We start from the raw sequence: 25196 nt of genomic DNA on the forward strand, positions 1-25196 counted from the left end.
TTTTTGCCCTTGGGCATTTTAGAAAAGGACCATGACAAAGATATTAAACGTTAGCCACCTTGGGAAGACATACACCAGTGGTTCTAAAGAATTAACCGTATTGGATGATATATCCTTTGCTATAAATGAGGGGGATACTTTTGCCATCGTTGGGCCTTCAGGAAGCGGAAAGACTACATTGTTGGGGCTCTGCGCGGGACTGGATAAACCAGGTACGGGTAGCATTGAACTTTGTGGAACCGAGCTTCAATCCCTCAGTGAGGATGAAAGGGCATTATTGCGCAACCAAAAAGTAGGGTTTATTTTTCAGGATTTTCAATTGTTACCTACCCTTACCGCACTGGAGAATGTAAGCGTACCTTTGGAATTGCAGGGTGCCAAGAATGCGAGTATCGTAGCCAGAGAGCTGTTGGAGAAAGTGGGATTGGCCGATCGCGTAAACCATTATCCTTCCCAACTTTCCGGAGGGGAGCAACAACGGGTAGCGCTGGCCCGGGCCTTTTCCAATAGTCCCTCAATTTTGTTCGCCGACGAACCCACAGGCAATCTGGACGAGGAAACGGGCGAGAAAGTGGTAGAACTACTTTTTGAACTTAATAAGGAAGCCGGCACTACCTTGGTAATCGTGACCCACGATTTGGACCTGGCCCGAAAAACACAGCATATTCTAAGACTAAAGGGCGGTAGGATTTTGGCAGAGGAAAAAGCAATAGCATAGTGGGCAAGACCGACCGAAATTTGAAGACGGCAGCAGGTACACAATGGTTGTTGAAAATGGCCTGGCGAGACAGTAAGGCCAGCGGTAAACGGTTGCTACTTTTTATGGCCTCCATCATTTTGGGTATTGCAGCCGTGGTATCAATCCAATCCTTTAGTGAAAGCCTTAAAGAGAACATTGCCTTGCAATCAAAAGCGCTAATGGGCTCCGATTTCAGAATAGATACCAAGCAATTACCTTCTGAAAAAGTCCAGGCTCTTATTGATTCCTTGGGTGCAGAGGCGATGGAAGTAAAGTTTGTCTCCATGGCCGCTTTTCCGAAAAGTGGATCGACCAAGTTGGTACAAATTCGCGGTATGGAAGGAGGATATCCCTTGTACGGCGATTTGGAGACCTATCCGGAGAACGCTGGCGATACCTATCAAGAAAAGAACGGGGCTTTGGTAGATGCCACCGTAATGTTACAGTTTAACCTGAAAGTTGGAGATAGCATAAAAGTAGGGGATGTTACCTTTCCTATTATAGGACGATTGGATTCGGGCCCAGGGACTACTGGCGTATTTAGTTCGGTCGCCCCGCCGGTCTGGGTACCGTATGGTTCCATTGAAGCAACTGGATTGCTGCAGACCGGAAGTCGCATAGAGTATAATTATTTTTTTAAGGCCGATGCGAATACCGACTTAAGCACCTTAAACGATAAACTGGACCCTTTGTTGGATGCGGAAAAGGCCGATTTGGATGTCCATACCGTAACGAGTCAACGTATGGGACGTAGATTCGGAAATGTAGGCAAGTTTTTGAATTTGGTAGCTTTCATTGCCCTGTTATTAGGCTGTGTGGGTATTGCCAGTTCGGTACATATCTATATTAAGGAAAAGTTGCGCTCCATTGCTGTACTTAAGTGTATTGGAGCCACCCGAAAGCAGACGTTTTTGATATACCTTCTGCAAATTGCGGGATTGGGACTTTTTGGTGGAATAATCGGGACGGCGGCAGGATTGATCCTTCAGCAGTCCTTTCCCGTGTTGTTACAGGATTTCCTACCCTTTGAAGTAGTGCTTTCGCTTTCTGCGAGGCCTATTATCATGGGATTGTTGCTAGGTATTCTAATGTCCGTGCTGTTTGCGTTATTGCCTTTGTTGAGTACATGGTTTGTCTCACCCTTGCAAGTCCTTCGTATCCAAGAAGGAACTCCCCAACGTTCCCGAAAGGCTATGGCATTGGTCATGGGCGGCATTCTGCTGTTCATTTTGGGATTTGCCCAATGGTTGTTGGATAACTGGAGGTACGCCCTCTATTTTGTACTCAGCGTATTGGCAGTTTTTTCAATTTTGGGTGGATTGGCCAATTTGCTCATGCGGGGTGTAAAAAAATATTTCCCCACTTCATGGGGATTCACCGCCCGCCAAAGTCTGCTGAATCTCTTTCGTCCAAATAATCAGACCTTGGTCTTGATTCTGGCCATTGGGGTGGGGGCTTTTTTGATCAGTACGCTTTATTTTAGCAAAGATATCCTATTGGCCAAGGCTCGGGTGGAGGACAGTTCACAGAGTCCCAATATCATTTTATTGGACGTGCAGACCGAGCAGAAGGATTCCGTGGCCGAGAGCATTTTGCCCAAAGGTCTTCCGGTCATTGATAATATTCCTATTGTGACCATGCGCATTCATAGCATCAAAGGGAGGGCGGTAAACGAACTTCGCCAGGATACCACCCTGAACATGAACAAATGGATCCTTAACCATGAGTTTAGGGTCACCTATCGCGATTCACTGATCGATTCGGAAATGCTTACCAGTGGTGAATGGATTTCCCAGGCCGATGTGGATGTTCCCATTCCTATCTCCGTAGCCGATAATATTGCGCGGGATGCAAAGGTGGTGGTAGGGGATACGCTACTGTTCAACGTACAGGGCGTATTAATGAAGACTTTTGTTGGTAGTATTCGTGCCGTTGACTGGGGTAGGATGCAACCCAACTTTTCCATACTCTTCCCTAAAGGCATCTTGGAGAATGCGCCCCAATTTCATGTATTGACCACAAGGGTTCCGGACGAGGCCGCTTCCGCACAATTACAACGGGAATTGGTCCGCAAGTTCCCCAACGTTTCTATTTTGGATTTACGTCAACTTCTTGGGATATTGGAGGGCATTCTTGATAAGATCTCCTGGGTTATCAATTTCATGGCCTTTTTTAGTATCCTTACAGGTGTTATTGTGCTCATAGGTTCGGTACGAACTAGTAAGTATCAACGTATTCGAGAAAATGTATTGTTACGTACCTTGGGGGCAAAGAGTCCACAAATCTTAAGGATTACCGCTTTGGAATACTTCTATCTGGGTATTTTGGGAAGTGCCATGGGTGTTTTGCTCTCTCTCTTAGGAGCGCAACTGCTGGCACGATTTGTATTCGAGGTGCCTTTTGCTCCCTCTTGGGCACCCTTCCTGATTCTATTGCCCGGGATCACGGCCTTGGTGTTGTTGATCGGCTTGGGCAATAGCCGAAGTGTTATCCAAAGCCCGCCTTTGGAAGTATTGCGGAAGGAGGGAGGTTAAGCAACACTATATTTTGTTATGGCAAGAACGAAACATAGATTAAAATTCCAATTAAGACCTATATTATGAATTACAGGAATATCCCCAAGACCGATTTAGAAGTATCCGAAATTTGTTTGGGTACCTGGGCTATGGGCAATGATTTTTGGGGCGATGTAGATGACAATGCCTCCATACGGACCATACAGGCTGCCTTGGACTCGGGCATTAATTTTATCGATACGGCACCGGCCTATGGGGCTGGACATGCAGAAAGTGTGGTGGGCAAGGCCATAAAGGGGCGTCGTGATAAGGTAATCCTCGGTACAAAGACTGGGGTTACCCGTACTTATGATAGTTTCTTACGCGATCTTAGGCCGGAGACCATTCTTAGGGAAATAGATGAATCGCTCTCGCGTTTAGGAACGGATTATATCGATTTATATCAGATACATTGGCCCGATGTCAATACTCCCTTGGAGGATTCCCTGGAAACCCTTTTAAAACTTCAAGAGCAAGGGAAATTCAGGTATTTGGGTGTTTCCAATTTTACCACGGAATTGATGGAACAGGCCAAGGGTTTGGCAACTATTGTAAGTCTTCAGCCGAATTATTCCATGCTTCAGCGGAAGATTGAAGAGACCTTGGTGCCCTACTGCCTTGAAAATGAGATTGGGCTTACTACCTATGGTACCCTCGCAGGTGGATTGCTGACCGGAAAATACCGGGAGCTCCCCAATTTTGAGAAGAATGACAATCGAAGCAAATTTTATAACTACTATAGACCTGAAATTTGGTCGCAGATTCAGGGACTACTATCACTTTTGGATGTTTTGGCGGAGAAGTATAAATGCCCTGTATCCTACATTGCCATTGCCTGGGCTCTGCAACAGCCCGGAATTGTTTCGTTATTGGTCGGGGCCAAGAACGAAAAACAAGCGATTTCCAATGCGGCCGCTTCCAACATCAGGTTAACCGAAGGCGAGGTTCAGGAAATAGACCAGTATATTCGAAAGGAGCTGGCGAATGTTGCTTTTTAGGAATATCCTTAAGGTTTTAAGGAATAGGCTTTTATAGGGTTTTCAGTGGTAATTAAATCTATTTCCACTTTGGTAAATCCTAACTTTTGAAGCCGCGGCAACAAAACTTCATGTATAGTCTGGTAGGGCACATTTTTCCCCCTATCAAAAGGAATAAGATTAATAGTGCCATTCTCATCTTCAACGCTCCAGCCATTGTCGTGGGAAATCAAAAGTCGGGAAAGAAGCTGGTTTTCCTTTAAGATGCGGATCATGTTTATATAGCTATCTATTTTTTCGGAACTTACCCCATCCAAACTGATCCATACCCCTTTTTTGGCCAGGGCCAGCCTTTCTTCATCCTTACCATTTTGGGCATGGACCCATATCATATTTTCAGCATCTACCCCTGCTTTCATTATAATTTGATATTCCGAAAGGGCCGCCTCACCATCCCCGGTATGCATGGCCATTTGTAGGCCACTTTTTTTATGAAGGAGAATCGCTGCGTTTAATAACTTCTCCTCAATGGCATCCAAAGGCCCCTTTCCAACGCCCAGTTTTATAAATCCGGGCCGAATACCTGTACCCTCAATACCCTCCTGCCATTCCTTTTCCCAGCGTTCCGCCAAGGTTTCGCTACTTTCGGTATAGGCATGTTTAGGTAGGAATTTCTTGTTCACGGCAGCGTAATAACCCGTATTGGTAACGATTTTAAGACCCGAAAGCTCAGAAAGCGCCTTGAGCAATTTCACATCCCGGCCAATATAGTTGGGCGTACATTCAAAGAACAGGCTATAGCCTATTTTCTTGAGATTTTTAAGATGAGGCAAAATGGCGGTTATAGCGACATCCCTAGAGTAACGGGGTTGGGGCGCGATTTCCGCGCCCAGAAAATCCGTAGTGACATGCTCATGAGGTAAAATACTCCCGAGATTTTCCAAATCGACCTTCCCGGTAACCGTCATGATAAAGGCACCTTTAGGTTCCTCTTGGGCTCTTAGGGAAATTGAGCCCGATAGAATTAAGAAAAGAATTAGGAATTTAAACAGTCTTATATGAACCCGCATTTGTTTCTCTTCGTTTAACAGAAAATGTCTCATTCGGAATGATACTTTCCATATAGAAAGTTATTAATTGTAGTCCAGTATAACAAGACTTTGGACAGATGATTTATAATGCTATATTTAGTGTTTTAGCCCACTTTTCCAAGAATGAAAAAAGGACTTTTCAAAAAAATCATACACAACCTCCACTTGTATGTGGGTCTTATCATTGGCCTTCTATTTTTTATTATTGCGCTTTCTGGGGCGCTATATGCCTGGGATGTAGAAATTAGCCACAAGATCTACAAACAAAATGTTGCCAGCCAGGACGTACCTTTTGTACCGGTTTCCAAACTAAGGACAGAGCTTGCCCAAGAGTTTCCCAAAGGGGATTTTAGGGCGGTAACTTTCCAGGGGAAATCTTCCGCTGCAAAAGTACTGGTATACGCCCCGGGTACCTATTACTATGCTTTTATGAATCCTTATACAGGAGAGATCCAACATCTGCAAAATATGAAGGAGGGCTGGTTGAACCACTTGAAATCCTTACATCGGAACTTACTTTTGGGCGATGTAGGGAGGGTAATTGTGCATTGGGTTACGTTATTGTCCTTTTTTATGATATTGACAGGACTGATTCTTTGGTGGCCACAGCGGAAGTCACGAAGAAAATATCATTTTACCATTAATCTAAAATCCAGACCAGTAAAACTGAACTATGACTTGCACAATGTTCTGGGTTTCTATGCTTCATGGATAGGTGTTTTTATCATTCTGACAGGTGTCTTTTGGGGATTTGAACCTATACGGAATGGGTTAAGGCTATTAACTGGGGAAAACAAAATGGTGTATGATATTCCTGTTTCGGAGAAGGAAGGGAAAACCCTGGACCACTACCCAAGCCGGAAAGTGGATAGTTTGGCCACTGCTTTTTTAGAACAATTTCCCAACAAGCGCGTTCGAATAAGTTACCCCCACAAGGAGACGGATGCGATACACCTCGCAGTGATACACCCGGAACAATTGGTGCATAGCACCGATCACTATCATTTTGACCAAAATACCGGGGCCTTGCTCCAAGGAAACTTTCAGAATGGTATCCATAATAGGGCCAGTGTCTTTACCACTTTAAATGGACTCGTTTACGATATTCATTTGGGAAACATAGGCCACTTTTGGGGCCGCCTATTTGTTAGCCTTACGGCTTTGGTCTTGGCCTCACTACCCATTACCGGTTTTATTATTTGGTGGGGAAAACGCAAGACTTAGGCGGGGTAATCCGAAGTCAACTTTCCGGATAGTTGGATTAAGCGCGCAAAGTACTATTCCTTTAGCTTTCCATACAACCACGCATTGCGCAATTCCCTTTGTTCCGGAAAGGTCCAATGTTGTGTTTCTTGAAAAACATGCAACTCCTTTTGGGCATCGATGACGTTATAAGCCGCGAACATGGAAGCCGGGGGGCACACATTATCATTGTATCCCCAACTGTACCATCCCGGGATTTTTACGAATCGAGCGAAATTGACGACATCAAAATATTTGGAAGTTTCAATTTTTTCGGGTTTATTGGTATACGCATCCAAGAAAATTTGGGGCCAACCTCCAGCGCGACCGTGCAAAAACCCGGTTAGGTCGGAAAGTGCAGGATAAAAAGCGGCCAAATAATCGATTCGTTCGTCCAATCCAGCGGTAATAATGGACAACGCTCCACCCTGACTTCCACCGGTAACCCCAATATCTTCCCCATTAAAGCTTTCAAGGCTTTCTATAAAATCCACGGCCCTGACACAACCTAGATAAACCCGTTTGTAATAGGCATTGTCCCTATCATCTAGATTGGTGGTCCAATAGCTGTTCAATGCACCCTGCATAAGATTGTCATACACTTTCTTTTCCAGATTTACGGGTATTCCGTGAATACCTATGGTAAATGAAAGAAACCCTGCTTCGGCATCGGAGATTTCCCCATAGTAAGGCCGAATACCGGCTCCGGGAACCCGTAGGATTGCTGGGTATTTTCCTTCCATTTTCGGTTTACATAAAATCCCATAGATTTTACCTTTGATGTTGTCCAATTCTACATGGTAGACGTCCACTTTGTCCGTACACCTTTCCGGTAGCAATGTCAAGATAGGGTTTATAGGAATCTCTGCCAGTTCTTCCTTGCCTTTGTTCCAAAATTCTTCAAAATCCTTGGGTAGGGTAGTGGTCGGTTTTATGTTATTGGGAGCAAAGCCCACAGTGGTATACGAGGAATATTCCTTGCCATCAACCGTTACAGTTGCCGTACAGCGTAAAAACCCAGGTTCGTTCATTTTCTTGGCCTTTATTTTTGCCGTCCCATTTTTTAGGGATAGGGTTCCTTCTTGCCAAATTTTTAGCATCCGGTAACCGGGATCTGGTTGTATGGTATAGCTGATTTCCACCCCTTCCAAGGGAACATTGTTTCGTAAAACGGCAATGGAAAACTCAGGCCGGTCACCAATGTCATACGTCCAGTCGGTTTCGTCTGGGGATACGATTACTTTTACCAATTTCCTTTGCGGTTGAGCATGTGTGTAAAAGGAAAGCATTGCTATACAAACAAGGGAAAGATACCATCTGAATTTCATATCGGCTATTTTAATTGTGATTACTGGGTCCATTGGATATTTGTGGAATATACTAAAATGAAAGCACACTATGGAGTGCAACGGACGAAAGGTTGAAATGGACTTGGAAATTCAGGACGAAATGACCGTTGTGCGCAGATATATTGTCTGGGTTATAAATGACACTTTTGCCCCTTCAAGGCTTCTTACCCATGATATACAGATAATCCCCCAAATCATTTTCATAGGACGCTCTAATTTGTTCATGTTTTCCTGTATCCAGGTCCTTTCTCAAATCCGCCAACCCTTTTTCTACTTCGGCTTTATTCGCTAGGGACGAAAAAGAAGAAATTCCGTGCCGTACATTATCATCAAAATACATATCGGCCTTTTGTTTTCCGCAATATAAGAACTTGTCCTCTAGGTCTGGACGAACAACATATTTTTCAGTATTGCATACTTCAAAGCCGGAACCGATCATCGCTGCTTCCACCGATGCGTAGGGAGGCATTTGGGCTATGGAATCGGACATCATTTTTGGAAAGTACCGATTTAACCAATAGCCTTCCATTTGTTCCGGAGTGGATGTAAAAATCACGATTCTACCTTCGTCCTTTAAAACTCTAAGAAGCTCTGCAAGTCCTTTTTTTAAATCAGGCCAATGATGTATAGTGAGTGAAGCTATTATACCATCAATAGAGGCAGTCTCTAAACCCGTGCATTCCGCCGTACCCATACGCCAAGAAATCTCCTGGTTTCGGGATTTGGCTTTTTCCAACATGGTTTCGGAGGGGTCGATTCCTATGAACCTGAGTCCTTTTTTTTGTAGGGCATCCGTATAATTTCCTGTTCCGCAGCCCATATCCAGATACAGTCCATTCGTATTGGGATTCAGGTGATTTTGCAATCGCTCCGTAAGATAACCGTCCGCTTTACGCGTTCGATCGTAGTTGTTTCCTATAGTGTCATATTTGGTTTCCAAAATTGGCTTGGAATTAGATAGATTAGTGATTCGTATAGGGGATGTATATTACAATTGTATTTTGCCCCTTCAATAGTACAAGTTACAAACTGTTGACAATTCGGTATCTTTTGGCAGTAGTAAATTTTGGTGAGATAGTTTTAAGTATAATTTACAAACCAGTAACCAAAACAAATTAAAATAAGTAGAAGAACAATTTTGAACCACCAACCTATGGTTGCGTTTTTCTTTGCTTCTCCAGAGGTATAAAAACCATTAAATTTTCTTCTCCCCAAGTGCCATGAATATCGGATTATGGCCCCAAACCATTCAGATGAGTTCAGTTCATGCTCTGCCTGGGTCAATATTCTAAACTCCCTATCTTTGTTTGGCTTCTTTGTTTTAGGCTTCTTTTTCATAAAACTCAGATCACATATAAAGGTATTTAATGGATAGAAAAAGTTAGGCTTTTGTTTCAAAACTCTGATAAAATAAGTCAGAAACTTGAACTAACTTTTTGAAATAGGCCTCTCGTGCTACCGATAAAAACCCCATTTTTTCGATAAGTTGAATGGGCATGGAATTCTGTTCGCCGAGACTTTTTTACACTTCATCCGTAATTTTTACATTGACCGAAAATAGGTGTCGTTCAGCGGGTTACAGGGCATCCCAGCCTGTAATCGGGGTTATCTTTAAGTAACCCAATCGCACTGACATGAAGTCTATTTTAACCTTGCTTATCGTCCTTCTCTTCGGAGCTATGGCATTGGCACAAAACACACAAACCGATGTTAAAGTGGAGTCTATTGAAATGGGTGTTGTTCTGGATGGTAGCCTTACTATTCCTATCGCTACTCTCCAAAGTTCGCAACCCATCCAAGACCAAGTCGCGCGTTTATACAAGTTCAGAAATGCAAGAGTAAAGAAAGCCCTGTCTTTCAGTACTAAAAAAACGAAAGCCAAATTAGCCTAAAGGTTCCCCATACCTTAACCTTAAATCTATTAGCTATGATATTTGCCTTTATTACTGTTTCAGCTCTTTTAGTAGTTGCGTATGTTGCTGCCTTTCCAAAAACTAAAGGCGTTTTGAGACCTTTAAAAGTACCCGTACGTAAATCATGAATTTAATGATGTATATCAAATAATGTTTCCAACCGCCACTTTCTCATGTTAACGACATGATTTGTTCCCCTTCCATATGGAAGGGGAATTTTGTTTACTGCTTTACCCTGGGCTGTAGAATTTTATACCCTATTTTTTGTTTCTTCAATAGTAACCATTTCTAAAATGGGCCTTTTGCGATAACTGGCCTAATTTTACATCCTAATTCATCCAGTTATCCAACCATCTAATCATCCAATACTCCAATTAATTACTTGGCACGTTGACTTTATCCCCCAAAAACAGAGCGTTTAAAAACAATCGATTTGTACCGTACCAAGAGCCTCTGAAATTGGGATTGTCCGCAAAAAGAATGACCCGACCGTTCCCGAGCTTACTGACCAATAATGAGGCCGAGGGTTTTATAAATTCCTCCATATTCTTTTGGGTAATAAACCCGTCTATGTGAGGTTCATCGGCATATTGCGCCACGGTGGCATAGGCGTTCTTGCTGGGCGAGAGCCATACCTCATTATTCTTATACACCGGAATCTGTTGGTCCCGGTAGCCAAAACCTAAAGGGTGGGTAGTATCTAGATCTACTTTAAGGATAACGCCACCTATTTGTTCCTTGCCTATGTTCTCGGGGGCGTCTACATAGGGCTTTCGTTCTACAGCAGCCATAGAATCCGTCTCGGTTTTGGTCAGTTTTTCGCTTACTAACTTCTTTTCAATGGCCCATTTGGCGGCCGTACCAATGGTAATCAAGGTATTTCCCTTGTTTACCCAATCTTTAATTTTGTCCCTTTGTTTTTGGGTCAAGTCATAACTTCCAGAAACCATGACCAGCAAGTTATATTTATCTAGGTTTATTCTATTAAAATTCCGCATCGGGACTTTGGTAATGGGCATACCCACACGGGTATCCAACAAGTGCCAGACTTCCCCTGCCTCATAGGAACGTACGCCTTGACCAATCAACATGGCTGCTTTGGGAGTTTTTAAAGTCTTAACATTGCGACTGCCTAGATCAATGCCCTTTATATTATAACCTGTGGGGACCCCATATACAGGGACCTGAAATTTTTGTTGTGCCTTTTGGACAATCCGGTACACCTCATCTACCGATTTCTTTTGGAGGGATACGGGTATCACCAAGGCACCATAATTGAATTTTTTTCCGTTGGGGCCTATTTTTGCCGTAAAAGGCTTAAAGGATGAAGAGACCACCAGACCTTTGTGTTGAAGTTGGTTGAGCAGGGCGGGGGCATTATAATCGTCCCAATCCACAATATAGGCGTAGTCCGATTTTTGGACGGGTGCCACGGGAACCACATTTTCGGTTGATTCCACTTTTTCACCTAAATTCAGTGAATTCAGCGGTTTGTATTTCATATTATAAAAATTGGCCACGGACCAGGCGGAGGCATCGTAATACACGCTATCCCGATACTTTTCGTAGGTTTCGAACATCGTTTGTACCATCCTGTATTGCGGTTGTCCTGTGGGCACTACATATCTTTCACCCGATTTATACACATCTATTTTATGCAGTAAAAGCTTATCGATAAAAGCCTTGGTACGGTTGACGTCGTATGCATCTCCAAAGGAATATCCCCTAATCTTGCTTTTGCCAGCATTGGTTAGGGCACTTTTAAAGAAATCCTGCTGGTATTTGCGCAAATAGGCTTTGTTTTCCACCGCGGCCTTTACGGTAGCTATACTTGAGATGTATTGGTTTCGAATGGTAAACGGAAAGGTAATTTCACCAAAGGCGGTTTTTTGTCGATGCCCCCGGCTACTGGCCTGCTCGAACAACAATCCCAGACCGCCTTGTATATCCGGATAGGAGGAACCATAGCCGGGATAGGTTCCATCAAAGGCCTCCTTGGTAAAATAAAACGAGCCTATACTGTCTAGTGCTTGAGCAAAATAATTCCCGAATATTTCATTGAGGTCCTCATAATTTTCCTTAGGCATAATAGGATCTAGGGAGCCATTGGCTTTCATGGGCTCAAAAAAATAGCTGCTTTGTGTCCCCATTTCATGAAAATCGGTCACAACATTCGGATACCATTGATGGTACCAAACGAGCTTCCCACGACTTTCCGGATGGATACCCAATAGCCAATCCCGGTTTAGATCAAACCAATAGTGATTGGTACGTCCCCCAGGCCAGTATTCATTATGTTCGGCGTCCTGTGGATCGGCCACTTCGGGGTTTCCTTGATACATATTGGCCCATTGTGTATGTCGATCACGACCATCCGGGTTTATGGTCGGGTCTATAAAAATAATCGCGTTTTTGCGATAGTTTTGGATTTCGTGATGGTTTGAGGCCACCAAGGTATAGGCCATTAACAAAGCTGCCTCGGAGCCGGAAGGTTCGTTTCCATGTACATTATAACCTAAATTGATAAATATGGGCACCTCGTCATAATTGGAAACAGTTTTTGATGGGTCGGTGAAGGCCAAATGTTGCTGTTTTAAAGTAGCCAAATTCGAAAAGTTCTCCGGAGTGGTAATCGTTAGCATAACCAACTTACGCCCTTCATGGGTTTTTCCATATTCTTGAATAGAAGCTTGGTCTGACACTTTGGCCAATTTTTCCAAATAGGCAACAATTAAATCATGGCGGGTATGATGCTTCCCGATATCATAGCCCAAAAATTCCTGGGGAGTTGGAATATCAGTTGTGAAAGGATGGAACTTTTTGTGGAAATAATCCTGTGCCTGAAGGACGCCACTGCACAACAGCAGCAAAAAAAGAGTTTTTTTGAGCATGGAAGAATGTTTTTGAATTAGTCGCTTAAATATAGGGATAATGGTGCAGAATTACCCTACAACACCTACGGATACCTGGATTATTGCAGATGCCCCAAAATAGAAGGATTTCTGTTGTATTGGTGATGATTTTACCTCTAAAATTCAGGATATTTGGCAATTAAGCCAGAGATGGTACCTTTTGGTGGATTTCCCGAAACTTTACGATGTAATAGGTGCCTTTTTTAGTTACATCCCTAATTATGGAACCTCTCAGCTGTCTCGCTAGATTATGGATAAGTTTTAGCCCTAAGGACTTGGTGGTCTTATGGTTCATGGTTTCCGGAAATCCGATTCCATTATCACCTATGTTCAGTTGGTACTCGCCATCATCGCCTCTTCGTAGTTTAATAAAGATTTCCCCTTTGGAATCGTCCACAATACCATATTTGAGGGCATTTGTTACAGCTTCATTGATCAACAAGCCCAAGGGTATGGCAGTATCGATATTTAGTTTAATGTCCGGAATATCAATATCCAAGGTAATATTACTACTGGTTCCTTTAATGGAACGCACGAGATATTCTGCCAGTTCCTCTACATAGGATTTATATTCTATTTTGGAAAGATCTTCGCGCATATATAACATCTCATGCACCATGGCCATTGAGATAACGCGATTTTGACTGTTTTTTAAGAGGTCCTTGGTCTGTTTGTCGTCAATATTCCGTGATTGAAGACTGAGAAGGCTGGATACGGTTTGCAGATTGTTTTTTACCCGGTGGTGTACTTCCTTGAGCAAGGTTTCCTTTTCCTTTATTTTTTCCTCTACCTCACTTTTGGTCTTGTACAGTTTATGATGGACATGTAATAAATTCTTCCCAAAGACCCCGCCCAAAAGATAAACGGAAAATAAAACACTCAATAAGGCGAATAAATCCTTGGAACCTTTCGGTACTACACTGGAAGCAAAACTAAAATCCACAATACTCTGCGTATAAATAAGTAGGACAATGGATAGGATAAGGTATAGGTAAAGGGCGCCATAAGACCTGGTGCTCATATAGCCCGCTACGACGACCAATGCCAAAACAAATATAAACGGACTGTTGATGCCTCCACTATACAAGGTAATGATAGTAGCGCCCACCAGTGCCATTATAGAAACGATATTATAGGCAAGTGCCAGACTTTTATGATATTTATAGAGAAAGGTGTTTAATAAGTTGAGCACACCAAACGCCAAAAAAACATAGGGAATTACCGTGGTAATGTTAAGTGCGAATAAACAGAGCAAACAGAAGACCAAGGAGCAAATAGAGGTGAAGTAATTCACCTTAAGCACCAATTTGGCCTTGTCCCGTAATCTTTCTTCCATTCCCTTATCGTACTGCATATCCAATCGTATTAGATACCGATGCTTTTGGCGTATGCCATAGAAAGGGTAGGTCAGGTTAGGGTTATGCCGTAAAACTAACCATGTTTTGATATATCTTCCAAATGGTGATGCTACTATTTTAGGTGCGGGGAAGTTTTTTTGTCTTTTTACAAGTTTACCGCTAACTTCTTTTAACTTTAGGTTTCAAATCGGTCAAATCGGCAATTTTAATAGGTTTGCCTCCCTCGATACTACGGCGCGCACCTACACCGATTAGAATGGACATGGCTCCGTCCCTGACTCCCGCCGTACGGCCAAACTCGTCTTCAGTTTCAGGGCTCTTGAAGATTTTATCGTGCAGTCTTTTATCACCACCACCATGACCACTTTTCTCCATGGGGACTTGTACCGTTTCATGGGTCTTCCAAAGCTTATGTAAGATTACAGGCTCGTAATAGATTTCATCCTTGCTGGTCTGTGCCATTTCCTTGGTGTGTTTTTCAGCTTCGTCCGTGGTCTCATTTTTGAAGTATGGGATATCTTGCCAAGCTTCGATTCTACCTTCGGTACCATTGATGGCCGCACGCCAACCCTCATAAGGTGAGTAGGTGGTCAAGGAATAGTTTAGAATGGTATTGTCCGCATATTTTACCTGGGCCGACATTTTATCATAAATATCGATTTCTTCCCGGAACAAACAGTTGTCGCGAATGTAACCATCCTCATGCTCATGGTCTACATAAAGCTTTTTACTGAATTCGTCCTTGTTGATGTCCCAATAGAAATCACATTTGGATTGATGTTCACAAGTTCGGCACTTATCGCCTCGGAAAGGTCCGTTCTTGCCATAAAATTCCAGATCTCCATAGGCGAATACTTCCTCAGGTTCGGAATCTATCCACCAGTTGAGAAGGTCAAAATGATGTGTGGCCTTATGTACCCAAAGGGAACCACCGCTTTCCATCTGTCCGTGCCAACGTCTAAAATAAGAGGCCCCATGATAGGTGTTGAGGTACCAGTGGAAATCTATAGAAACCAACTTTCCAATGGCGTTATTGGCTAAAAGTTCCTTCACTTTGGTAGCATAGGGACTCCATCTATAATTGAAACCGACAATAAGATTTTTATTGGATTTTTTTTCGGCATCCAGAATCGCTTGACATTTCGTTTCGTCCGTGGTCAATGGCTTTTCCGTAAGTACGTCACAACCCATTTCCAATCCTTTGATAATGAACTCATGGTGGGTGGAATCCTTGGTGGTCACAATGACCAAATCCGGTTTTGTACTGGATACCATTTTCTCAAAGTCCGTAAAGGTAGGGCAGGAGACACCAATATAACCTTTCCCGTATTCCAATCTACTCGGGTTGATATCGCTCAATCCCACAAACTCCAAAATATCGGAATACTCGTCTACTAAACGCTTGCCCCAAAAGGTAATACCTCGGATACCCGTACCGACCAATGCTACTTTAAGTTTTTTTGAAGCACCAAAATCAAAGGCATGCAGGGGCAGTGCAGAACTGGCTGCCAACATACTGATGGAAGAAAGGAATTTACGTCTGGATGTTGTCATTTTTGAAAAACTTAGGTTTGTTTTAAAGATATTGAATTTTTGGGTTATCTAGGTTGAAGCCTATTGGATTTGAATGAAAAAGACCACCTTTTGGATTGTTTGCATAAAAAACGGCGGCCAATTGGCCGCCGTATGTCAAATAAAGGCAAAACTTTTTAGTCTTCGGTCAACACCCATTCCCCTTTGTCGATTAAAGGTTCGGCCTGCTTGTACTTAACGGTTTTACTTTCTCCGGACATGATATTTTTAATGGTAACCCTTTCGTTTCTTCCAATTTTAGGTCGTTCGCGGACAATGGTTTCCGTAACCTGTGGTCGTTGTCCTTGTGTCTGGCCTGCCGCTCTGTTACGGGCCGCCAACTCATCGCTATTGGGAATTTCTTCTTTACTGGTCTGAAGATTTTCCTTGGGCCTACGAACGTTTCGGGCTTCCTGTATCTCATTAGGATTGGCCGTAGGCAACTCCCCTTTGAACAAGAATGACACCACCTCACCGTTTACCTTTTCTATTATGCTTTTGAAAAGCTCAAAGGCTTCAAATTTGTAAATCAGCAAAGGATCTTTCTGCTCGTGGACCGCCAGTTGTACGGACTGCTTCAACTCATCCATTTTACGGAGATGGGTTTTCCAAGAATCGTCTATTATGGCCAGTGTAATGTTCTTTTCAAAATCGGTCACCAATTGTTTGCCATCGCTTTCATAGGCATCCTTGAGGTTGGTCACCACGTTTAAGCTCTTTACTCCATCGGTAAATGGCACAACGATGCGCTCAAATTTATTGGCATTGTCCTCATACACCTTTTTGATTACCGGGAAAGCGGCTGCCGCATTCCGCTCCATTTTATTTTGATAGTACCCATAAGCTTCCGAATATACTTTATTCGCTATTTCCTGAACACCCATCCTCGTAAAATCCTCCTCGGATATAGGGGATGTGATGGAAAAATATTTAATGAGTTCAAACTCAAAATTTTTGTAGTCGTTGGCTGCCTTGTTAGTATCGGCTATGACCTCGCAAGTATCGTAGACCATGTTGGCAATATCTACCTTAAGGCGCTCTCCTTGCAGGGCATGTCGTCTTCTTTTATAAACCACTTCCCGTTGGGCGTTCATAACATCATCATATTCCAATAGGCGTTTCCGAACCCCAAAATTGTTTTCCTCTACTTTTTTCTGAGCCCTTTCTATGGACTTGGTCATCATGGAATGCTGAATGACCTCGCCTTCTTCCAGTCCCATCCTATCCATCATTTTGGCTACACGCTCCGAACCAAAGAGACGCATTAAGTTATCTTCTAAAGAGACATAGAATTGAGAACTTCCCGGATCTCCTTGACGTCCGGAACGGCCCCTTAGCTGTCTGTCGACCCGTCTAGAATCATGACGTTCCGTACCTACAATTGCCAATCCACCTGCCTGTTTAACGGCATCCGTAAGCTTAATATCCGTTCCCCGGCCCGCCATGTTGGTGGCAATGGTTACCACCCCGGGTTTACCGGCCTCGGCAACGACGTCGGCTTCTTTTTTATGCAATTTGGCATTCAGTACATTGTGTTCTACCTTTCTAATGGTCAACATTCGGGAGAGCAATTCCGAAATCTCTACCGAAGTGGTGCCGATCAAGACCGGTCTGCCCTCTTGGGAGAGCTTGGTAACCTCATCGATAATGGCATTGTACTTTTCCCTTTTGGTCTTGTAAATGAGGTCGTTCCTATCGTCACGTGCTATGGGTCGGTTGGTGGGAATTTCCACAACATCCAATTTATAGATTTCCCAGAACTCGCCGGCCTCTGTAACAGCGGTTCCTGTCATTCCGGCCAATTTACGATACATCCTAAAATAGTTTTGTAGAGTAACCGTGGCAAAGGTTTGGGTAAGGGCCTCTATCTTTACATTTTCCTTCGCCTCAATAGCTTGATGCAACCCGTCCGAGTAGCGGCGCCCATCCATAATTCTACCGGTCTGCTCATCCACAATAAGCACCTTGTTGTCAATGACCACATATTCCACGTCCTTTTCAAAAAGTGTATAAGCTTTTAACAACTGGGTCAAGGTGTGGATGCGCTCACTTTTTACGGTAAAATCCTTGAACAGGTCTTCCTTGAGCTCGGCTTCTTTTTCGATTTCCAAATTTTGGTTTTCGATTTTGGCAATTTCACTACCGATATCAGGCATTACGAAAAAGTCCCGATTCTGTTCGCCGGAAAGGTAATCTATGCCTTTGTCCGTGAGTTCTATTTGATTGTTCTTTTCTTCTATAACAAAGAGCAGGTCTTCATCTACCTTGGGCATTTCCCTATTGTTGTCCTGCATGTAGAAATTTTCCGTTTTCTGCAACAACTGTTTTATGCCCTCCTCGCTCAGAAATTTAATCAATGCCTTATTCTTGGGCAGGCCCCGATGCACACGCAATAGTAGAAAACCACCCTCTTTGGTGTCACCCTCGGCAATCAACTTTTTGGCCTCGGCCAGAACTCCTGTCAGGTGTTGGCGTTGTTTTTGGACGATTTCCGAAATTTTGGGTTTCAATTCGTTGAATTCGTGTCGGTCGCCTTCAGGTACAGGTCCTGAGATGATCAAAGGAGTACGGGCATCATCGATCAATACGGAATCCACTTCGTCCACAATGGCGTAATGGTGGGGACGTTGCACTAGATCCTTAGGGGTATGGGCCATATTGTCCCGTAGGTAGTCAAAACCAAATTCATTATTGGTCCCATAGGTAATATCCGCATTATAGGCAGCTCTTCTCCCATCTGAGTTGGGACGATGATGGTCTATGCAATCCACGGAAAGTCCATGGAACTCAAAAATAGGGGCCATCCAAGCACTGTCCCGTTTGGCCAGATAATCGTTTACCGTTACCAAATGGGCTCCTTTACCGGATAGGGCATTAAGATATAAGGGTAGCGTGGCGACCAAAGTTTTTCCTTCCCCGGTCTGCATTTCCGCAATTTTCCCTTGATGCAAGGCTATACCTCCTATGAGCTGTACATCATAGTGTATCATATCCCAAGTAACCTCCTTGCCGGCGGCGTCCCAGGAATTTTTCCATACGGCATCATCACCATCCAGGGTTACGTAGTCTTTTTTTCCTGAAATTTCACGATCAAATTCTGTGGCTTTTACGCTAAGTGTCTCATTTTTAACAAATCGCTTGGCAGTTTCCTTTACCACGGCAAAGGCCTCAGGGAGGATATCATTTAGTGTATTTTCGGATAGTTTATAGACCTCTTCCTGGAGTTTATCTATTTCCGCATAGATTTCCTCATTTTTATCAATGTCGTCGGAGGCCTGTACCTCCTCCTCCAATTGCGCTATTTTATCACTAGCTTCCTTACAATCTTCCTGAATCTTTTGTTTGAACTCCACTGTTTTATTCCGCAACTCGTCATGGCTCAACGCTTCCAATTGTGATTCGAAAGACTTTATTTTAGCGACCAAAGGCTGCAGTTCCTTAACATCCTTTTTGGATTTATCACCTACAAAAGCCTTTAGAACTGAATTTAACAAACTCATATTGTTATCGTATTTCTATCAAAAATCATGGTAAAATCAATAAGTACAAATGACCATGGTCTTTATTAAATGTGTGTTTCCTTAGGGATACCTGCTAAGTGAACAAAAGGTATTCCAGTTTTTGAAATCACCCAAAATATGGGGATTTCCTGCCAAAATTACATAAAAAAAAAGCCTCGTTAGAGACTTTTTTGTTGCAATTGCGTTAATGTTATCAATATTCGTCCTCGTTCCAGAGGTAATCTTCTTCGGTAGGATAATCCGGCCATATCTCTTCAATGGATTCATATATTTCCCCACCTTCTTCTTCCATAGATTGAAGGTTTTCCACAACCTCCAAAGGAGCACCGGTACGGATGGAGTAATCTATTAATTCATCCTTGGTTGCTGGCCATGGCGCATCACTTAAATAAGATGCTAATTCTAATGTCCAATACATGGTAATAGTTTGATTTTAAATTTTTTGCAAAAATAGATTTTAAAACGACATTGCCAAGTTATTTCACAAGTATTTAAGCCGTTTTGCCAATTTATTTTTGTTTTAATAGTTTGATAACGAAGAAATAATGAAATTATTAGAGAAAGACAAATTTAACCGATGAATATTCAACTTTTGAGTCCATCTGTTGTCTTTTAATTTCCCTTTTCGGGAATCCATTTAACCTCCTCCGCATGCAAATCTTTCGACAACTTTCGTGCCAATACAAAGAGATAGTCGGAAAGTCTGTTTAAATATGACAAAACATGATCATCAAACGGTTCTTTTTCATATAATTGAACGGCCAAACGCTCTGCCCGCCTACAGATGGTTCTGGCAATATGGCAGTATGATACGGTTGTATGGCCTCCTGGTAGTATAAAATGTGTCATTGGTGGAAGTGTTTCCTCCATCTTATCCATTTCCTTTTCCAGTATTGCGATATCGGCACTTCCTATTTTCGGGATATTCAGTCTTTCCTGCCCATTCTTTAATAGGGCCTTCTTAGGGTCCGTAGCCAAAATAGCACCGACCGTAAACAGTTTATCCTGGATCTTGGCCAATAGTTGTTTGGTAGGGGCATCGATTTTTTGGTCACGGACCAGTCCCAGCCAAGAATTAAGCTCGTCCACCGTGCCATAGCTGTCAATTCGTATATGGTGCTTTGCAACCCTTGTCCCTCCATACAGCGCCGTGGTGCCATCATCACCCGTCTTGGTATATATCTTCATTTTGTAAATTCAAGTTAAAGCCCATGATCCAGCCTTTAATGTGTTTTCCGAATATCGTTTGCCGTGAAATTCTAGTTGCTTACTCTTTTTTATCGTCTTCCTTTTTCCTATGACGGCCATATCCATCCATAAATTTTTTGTCCCTTCGGCGTCTGGACTGCTTCTTATTGTAAATCGTAATGAAGAGATATACCACAAAAAGTATTCCCAGTACGGTGTAAATTGAATAATCCATAATGTTTTCCTTAGTATTTAAAATTACGCGATCATATCCGAATTTTAAAATGTTCCTCGGCTTGTTCTTTCCTAAAAAATACGACACCACAGTAAAAGAAATCCAGGGTAACGGTAACATGTTTCCATTTTTTGATGTTTTCCCAGTATGTCTCCATTTTTTTGTTTTTGTGGATGGAATTGATCAGTAGCATGCTGTCATTATGTATCCTGTTTTTAGATAAGCTATATTCATTGCAGGAGACTTCATTCGGATACTCCAAATAGATAATGTCATATGGTTTACCCTGGAACGCCATTTTGGGAGAATTCTGCTGGATCAAATTTTTTAGAACAATGTCCTTTTTAGGAAGTAGGATTACTTTGGCCTCAAAATAGTCGACACTTTTTAGCAACACATCAAGGACCTTATTGCCTTTGTACCTGGTTTTGGTATATATGGATCGTGTAATGAAATTATAGACAAAAGGGGAATGCACTCCATGTTGATTGCTGGAGTTTATTAAGAATTTTAGGTATTTGAAGAGACCTGACAACATTACTATTATTCAAATGGACATTTGTATACCAAGGTTTAGCCAGTTTTCAAAAAGTCACCGACATATTCTTTGGTAAATTCAAATTCTACCCATACCACAATGGGCTATTCAAGCATTGCGGATAATTCAAACCACCGTTCGGTTTTTTCGTCAATGGCATCTGTTACTTTCTGTAACTCGATGGATAGTACGTCAATTTTCTCTCCGCCAAGTGAGGGATCCATAAATTTTTGTTCCAATTCAATTTTCCTATGCTCCAATTTTTGGATTTCTTTTTCCAACTTTTTGTATTCCTTTTGTTCCAGGTAGGAAATCTTAGCTTTGCTATCTTCGTCTTTCCATGTGTTTTTAGGCTTCGATTCGGAAGGGTCTACCTTTTCCTGGGTAGCTTCAGTGATTTTGCTGTTCTCATAGGTTCTATAGTCGGAATAATTACCGGGAAAGTCCTCGATAACCGTATTGCCCTTGAAAACAAAAAGATGGTCCACGATTTTATCCATAAAATAGCGATCGTGGGAGACCACAACAAGACAACCGGGAAAATCGAGCAAGAAGTTCTCCAATACATTTAACGTTACAATATCCAGATCGTTGGTAGGTTCATCCAAAATCAAAAAATTGGGATTTTGAATGAGCACCGTACATAGATACAATCGTTTTCGCTCTCCGCCACTCAGTTTTTCGACAAAATCGTACTGTTTTTTACGATCAAAAAGAAAGCGCTCCAATAGTTGCTGCGCTGAAATTTGCCGACCTTTTTTTAAGGGAATGTAGTCCCCGAACTCTCGGATAACATCAATAACCTTTTGGCCTTCTTTACTAGTAATTCCAGTTTGCGTGTAATAGCCAAATTTAATGGTATCCCCTACCACTATTTTTCCACTGTCAGGTGTATCGGTTCCTGTAATGATGTTCAAAAATGTAGATTTTCCAGTACCATTTTTTCCAATAATTCCGACACGTTCGCCCTTGGTAAAAGTATAATCGAACTTATCCAGAATGGGTTTTTCCGGATAGGATTTGGAAACCTTATGGAGCTCCAGGATTTTGCTGCCCATCCGTTCCATATTTATTTCCAGCTGTATTTCATGTTCCTTTCTACGCTGATGGGTTTTTTCCTTGATGATATGGAAATCATCAATACGGGATTTGGATTTTGTGGTACGTGCCTTGGGTTGCCTACGCATCCAATCCAATTCTTTTTTGTACAGACGTTGGGATTTATGTTGCTCTACCGATTCCTGTTCCAAACGGGCTTCCTTCTTTTCCAAATAATAGGAATAATTGCCCTTATAGGCATATAGCTTACCATTTTCCAGTCCCAAAATTTCGTTACAGACCCGTTCCAGAAAATAGCGATCGTGGGTAACCATGAATAGGGTCATATTTTCCTTTGCAAAATAGTTTTCCAGCCATTCTATCATCTCCAAATCCAAATGGTTGGTAGGCTCATCCAAAATGAGAAGGTCTGGTTTGTTGATCAGTGCATTGGCCAATGCCAAACGCTTTTTCTGTCCTCCGGACAGGAGTCCTACCTTGGCATCCAAATTTTCCAGCCTAAGTTTAAAAAGAATCTGTTTGTATTGGGTTTCAAAATCCCAGGCATCATAGCGTTCCATGGCCTCAAAAGCTTGTTGATAGGCATCTTGATCATCTGAATTTGTCAACGCCCTTTCATAATCCGAAATTATCTTGAGCACTTCGTTGTCGGATGCAAGGATGGTCTGCTCAACAGTAAGCTGTGGATTTAAGTCCGGTTCCTGTTCCAAATAGGAGATACGGATACTTTTTCGGTAGTTTACCTGCCCGGAATCAGGAACTTCCTGCTTGGAAAGGATATTCAGAATCGAAGTCTTCCCAGTGCCATTTTTGGCAATCAAGGCTATTTTTTGGTCCTTGTTGATACCAAAGGATATATTTTGGAAAAGCACGAGTTCCCCATAAGCCTTGGCAATATTTTCTACCGTTGTCAGATTCATCGCTTAAAATGTCCTGGAATTCCGAAGTTGCAACAATACATAGAAATAGCGGGTTCCCAAAGCCAATAGAATAGGTAAAAGCAAAGGTGAGAATACCTGAACTTTAAAAAGCCCAAAAACAATCACCAAAACCAAAAACCCCATAAGTATTTTTAGATATGCGGATAGCCACTTTGGAGGCACCTTTTTTCGAATCAGTATAAAAGATAGGATCAAGTTTAAAGGGAAGGCCCATAGTATATTAAGGTTACCGATTGTGGCGGTATGATCCGTTAAAAACCAAAGATAGAAAATAAGGCACCCGGCCAATCCGGTGATAAAAAAAAGTGTAAAATCTAGCCAACGGCTTCTTTTGTCCTTCTTAAAATCGATAAAGGTTATTATCCAAACTAGGGCCAATACAATTAAAAGCCAAAATAAAGGTGTCAAGAAAAAATTGCCGTTCTTTTTGGTGGGGAGCGTCTGTAAGAGCGTTTTAGTAGTATAGGCGATGGGCTTTTCCCCCAATTGAGCACCCTCTAATTGTTGCATTACATAAATAGGCAAAAACATATGCTCTTTGGGCGAAGCCTTTTTATCAATAACGGACCCCAGGGCAAGATCAATTCCAAAAGCCGACCAAGTATTGGTCTCCAAATGCTGATGAATCAACTCCCGAAATGTATACAGGTTTTTTAAATACCCTTCCTTTAATTGCAATTGTTCACCATATACTTCCTTAAGTACGTCCCAAATCTTTGAAGCGCAATTGTCATAGAAAAAATCATATTTATACGTTCTGTTTTCTGGCCGGTTGTTTACTTCCAAAAACCAGAACAGCTTTTGGCGCTGCTGCAGGGTGAGATCTAAGACCTGTTCCCTTACCCATCGGTTTTCGTACTTGTAGACACTTAGAAAACGATCCATTTTCTGTCTACTTAACGAATACAACAATTTGCCCTGTGCAAACTCAAAATAGAATTCTGGAGGATTAAAATCAAAAGTTCCGTAGTTATACACTACATCTATTCCAATGGATGGGTCGTTTACCCTAAAGGCACTATGGCCAAAAGTGGTATAAAGGTCACTTCCGGAACCACAGGTAAGTACGCTTATTCTGGAAAGTTGTGAAAGCTGTACCTCTTGGGAAATGCCCCAAAAGGACAAACTAAAAAAAAATCCCAACAAAAATCCTTTTAACCGCATGGTCTGCTAAGTGATGGTGGCGAGGCAAATATCCGAATAAAATATGGACTAATCCGATTGCTTAAAAATTGTCTTATTTTTACGGAAACCGACACTGATGAAACGGCATATACCTAATTTAATAACCTTGTTGAACGTTTTTTGCGGTTGCATAGCTACTGTATTTGCCGTAGCCAATGTATTGGAAATGGCGGCACTTTTTGTTTGCTTAGGTATTTTCTTTGACTTTTTGGATGGATTGGTCGCTAGATTATTGCATGTGAAAAGTGAATTGGGCGTTCAGCTGGATTCTTTGGCGGACATGATTACGAGTGGTTTGGTGCCAGGTATCGTCATGTTTCAATTGTTGAATATGTCCGAACTGGGTGGTTGGAATATGACGGCTAAGGTTTCCGTGACCGATAATGCAGATGTTTCTTTTCTACCCTTTTTTGGATTTGTGATTACCTTGGCCTCTGCTTATCGTTTGGCCAAGTTTAACATTGATGAAAATCAAGCAAAATCATTTATAGGGTTGCCTACACCGGCAAATGCCTTATTGATTATCTCACTTCCATTGATTCTGTTGTACCAGAATAATGATATGCTCAATACAATTATTCTTGATCAATGGTTTTTGATAGGTTTAACCCTTTTGAGTGGGTATTTATTAAATTCTAGGATTGAGCTTTTTGCCCTTAAATTTGAAAATTGGAGTTTTAAGGATAATGCCCTACGCTACATTTTCATTATTATAAGCCTTGTACTATTAATTACGATGCGATTTCTGGGCATACCTCTTATTGTTGTTTTTTACGTGTTGGGCTCTTTGATCCAAAACTTGAATGCCGAAAACAAATAGA

Annotated in this window: 20 protein-coding genes; 6 read left to right on the forward strand and 14 right to left on the reverse strand. The window is 42.2% G+C overall.

Translation table 11 applies throughout. The features are described from left to right. The first annotated feature begins 31 nt into the window (after positions 1–31). The 3 genes from ACP2AF_RS11955 to ACP2AF_RS11965 all read left to right on the forward strand — a co-directional run bounded on the left by ACP2AF_RS11955 (position 32) and on the right by ACP2AF_RS11965 (position 4292). Positions 32–718, forward strand: a complete 687-nt coding sequence (locus ACP2AF_RS11955) for an ABC transporter ATP-binding protein (RefSeq protein WP_425236388.1) — start codon at positions 32–34, stop codon at positions 716–718. Positions 719–774: 56 nt separating this feature from the next. Continuing rightward, entirely contained in the window at positions 775–3273 is a 2499-nt protein-coding gene (locus tag ACP2AF_RS11960; protein WP_425238029.1) for an ABC transporter permease, read from the forward strand. A 65-nt stretch (positions 3274–3338) separates the two neighbouring features. Further along, entirely contained in the window at positions 3339–4292 is a 954-nt protein-coding gene (locus ACP2AF_RS11965; protein WP_425236389.1) for an aldo/keto reductase, read from the forward strand. A gap of 8 nt (positions 4293–4300) precedes the next feature. Here the strand turns inward: ACP2AF_RS11965 and ACP2AF_RS11970 are convergent, their stop codons facing one another. Next, positions 4301–5374: a phosphotriesterase family protein gene (locus tag ACP2AF_RS11970; protein ID WP_425236390.1), complete on the reverse strand. Its 1074-nt coding sequence runs from the start codon at positions 5372–5374 to the stop codon at positions 4301–4303. A 111-nt stretch (positions 5375–5485) separates the two neighbouring features. Here ACP2AF_RS11970 and ACP2AF_RS11975 point away from each other — a divergent pair, with 111 nt between their 5' ends. Further along, positions 5486–6586 carry a PepSY-associated TM helix domain-containing protein gene (locus tag ACP2AF_RS11975; protein WP_425236391.1) on the forward strand — a complete coding sequence of 367 codons (1101 nt, stop codon included), beginning with the start codon at positions 5486–5488 and terminating at the stop codon, positions 6584–6586. Positions 6587–6639: 53 nt separating this feature from the next. Here the strand turns inward: ACP2AF_RS11975 and ACP2AF_RS11980 are convergent, their stop codons facing one another. The 3 genes from ACP2AF_RS11980 to ACP2AF_RS11990 all read right to left on the reverse strand — a co-directional run bounded on the left by ACP2AF_RS11980 (position 6640) and on the right by ACP2AF_RS11990 (position 9291). Continuing rightward, complete coding sequence (locus tag ACP2AF_RS11980; RefSeq protein ID WP_425236392.1) at positions 6640–7932, reverse strand: acetylxylan esterase; 1293 nt, start codon at positions 7930–7932, stop codon at positions 6640–6642. A gap of 175 nt (positions 7933–8107) precedes the next feature. Beyond that, a complete protein-coding gene (locus ACP2AF_RS11985; protein WP_425236393.1) occupies positions 8108–8893 on the reverse strand; it encodes a class I SAM-dependent methyltransferase in 786 nt (261 codons plus the stop codon). A gap of 140 nt (positions 8894–9033) precedes the next feature. Next, entirely contained in the window at positions 9034–9291 is a 258-nt protein-coding gene (locus tag ACP2AF_RS11990; protein WP_425236394.1) for a hypothetical protein, read from the reverse strand. Between the two features lie 296 nt (positions 9292–9587). On the opposite strand from ACP2AF_RS11990, the gene ACP2AF_RS11995 reads away from it, so the two are divergent. Continuing rightward, the gene (locus ACP2AF_RS11995) at positions 9588–9845 is read left to right on the forward strand and encodes a hypothetical protein (protein ID WP_425236395.1); all 258 of its coding nucleotides are present in this window, start codon (positions 9588–9590) and stop codon (positions 9843–9845) included. 395 nt (positions 9846–10240) lie between these two features. Here the strand turns inward: ACP2AF_RS11995 and ACP2AF_RS12000 are convergent, their stop codons facing one another. From ACP2AF_RS12000 to ACP2AF_RS12045, 10 genes are all read right to left on the reverse strand, one after another. After that, entirely contained in the window at positions 10241–12757 is a 2517-nt protein-coding gene (locus ACP2AF_RS12000) for a M14 family zinc carboxypeptidase (protein WP_425236396.1), read from the reverse strand. 160 nt (positions 12758–12917) lie between these two features. Beyond that, the gene (locus tag ACP2AF_RS12005; RefSeq protein ID WP_425236397.1) at positions 12918–14132 is read right to left on the reverse strand and encodes a sensor histidine kinase; all 1215 of its coding nucleotides are present in this window, start codon (positions 14130–14132) and stop codon (positions 12918–12920) included. A gap of 163 nt (positions 14133–14295) precedes the next feature. Beyond that, positions 14296–15690, reverse strand: coding sequence for a Gfo/Idh/MocA family oxidoreductase (locus ACP2AF_RS12010; protein ID WP_425236398.1), 1395 nt, complete (start codon positions 15688–15690; stop codon positions 14296–14298). A 155-nt stretch (positions 15691–15845) separates the two neighbouring features. Continuing rightward, positions 15846–19208: a preprotein translocase subunit SecA gene (secA, locus tag ACP2AF_RS12015; protein WP_425236399.1), complete on the reverse strand. Its 3363-nt coding sequence runs from the start codon at positions 19206–19208 to the stop codon at positions 15846–15848. Positions 19209–19422: 214 nt separating this feature from the next. Continuing rightward, entirely contained in the window at positions 19423–19647 is a 225-nt protein-coding gene (locus ACP2AF_RS12020) for a DUF2795 domain-containing protein (RefSeq protein WP_013994285.1), read from the reverse strand. Positions 19648–19841: 194 nt separating this feature from the next. After that, complete coding sequence (locus ACP2AF_RS12025) at positions 19842–20417, reverse strand: cob(I)yrinic acid a,c-diamide adenosyltransferase (protein ID WP_425236400.1); 576 nt, start codon at positions 20415–20417, stop codon at positions 19842–19844. 79 nt (positions 20418–20496) lie between these two features. Beyond that, positions 20497–20652: a hypothetical protein gene (locus tag ACP2AF_RS12030; protein ID WP_170158850.1), complete on the reverse strand. Its 156-nt coding sequence runs from the start codon at positions 20650–20652 to the stop codon at positions 20497–20499. A gap of 31 nt (positions 20653–20683) precedes the next feature. Next, a complete protein-coding gene (locus ACP2AF_RS12035) occupies positions 20684–21130 on the reverse strand; it encodes a hypothetical protein (protein ID WP_425236401.1) in 447 nt (148 codons plus the stop codon). Positions 21131–21294: 164 nt separating this feature from the next. After that, positions 21295–23169 (reverse strand): ABC-F family ATP-binding cassette domain-containing protein, encoded by a 1875-nt coding sequence (locus ACP2AF_RS12040; RefSeq protein WP_425236402.1) that lies wholly within the window; start codon positions 23167–23169, stop codon positions 21295–21297. Between the two features lie 3 nt (positions 23170–23172). Beyond that, the gene (locus tag ACP2AF_RS12045) at positions 23173–24333 is read right to left on the reverse strand and encodes a DUF4105 domain-containing protein (protein ID WP_425236403.1); all 1161 of its coding nucleotides are present in this window, start codon (positions 24331–24333) and stop codon (positions 23173–23175) included. A gap of 118 nt (positions 24334–24451) precedes the next feature. Here ACP2AF_RS12045 and ACP2AF_RS12050 point away from each other — a divergent pair, with 118 nt between their 5' ends. Continuing rightward, positions 24452–25195 (forward strand): CDP-alcohol phosphatidyltransferase family protein, encoded by a 744-nt coding sequence (locus ACP2AF_RS12050; RefSeq protein ID WP_425236404.1) that lies wholly within the window; start codon positions 24452–24454, stop codon positions 25193–25195. Position 25196 lies beyond the last annotated feature (1 nt).

This window comes from Ulvibacterium sp. (assembly GCF_965248315.1).
Classification (GTDB): Bacteria; Bacteroidota; Bacteroidia; order Flavobacteriales; family Flavobacteriaceae; genus Ulvibacterium.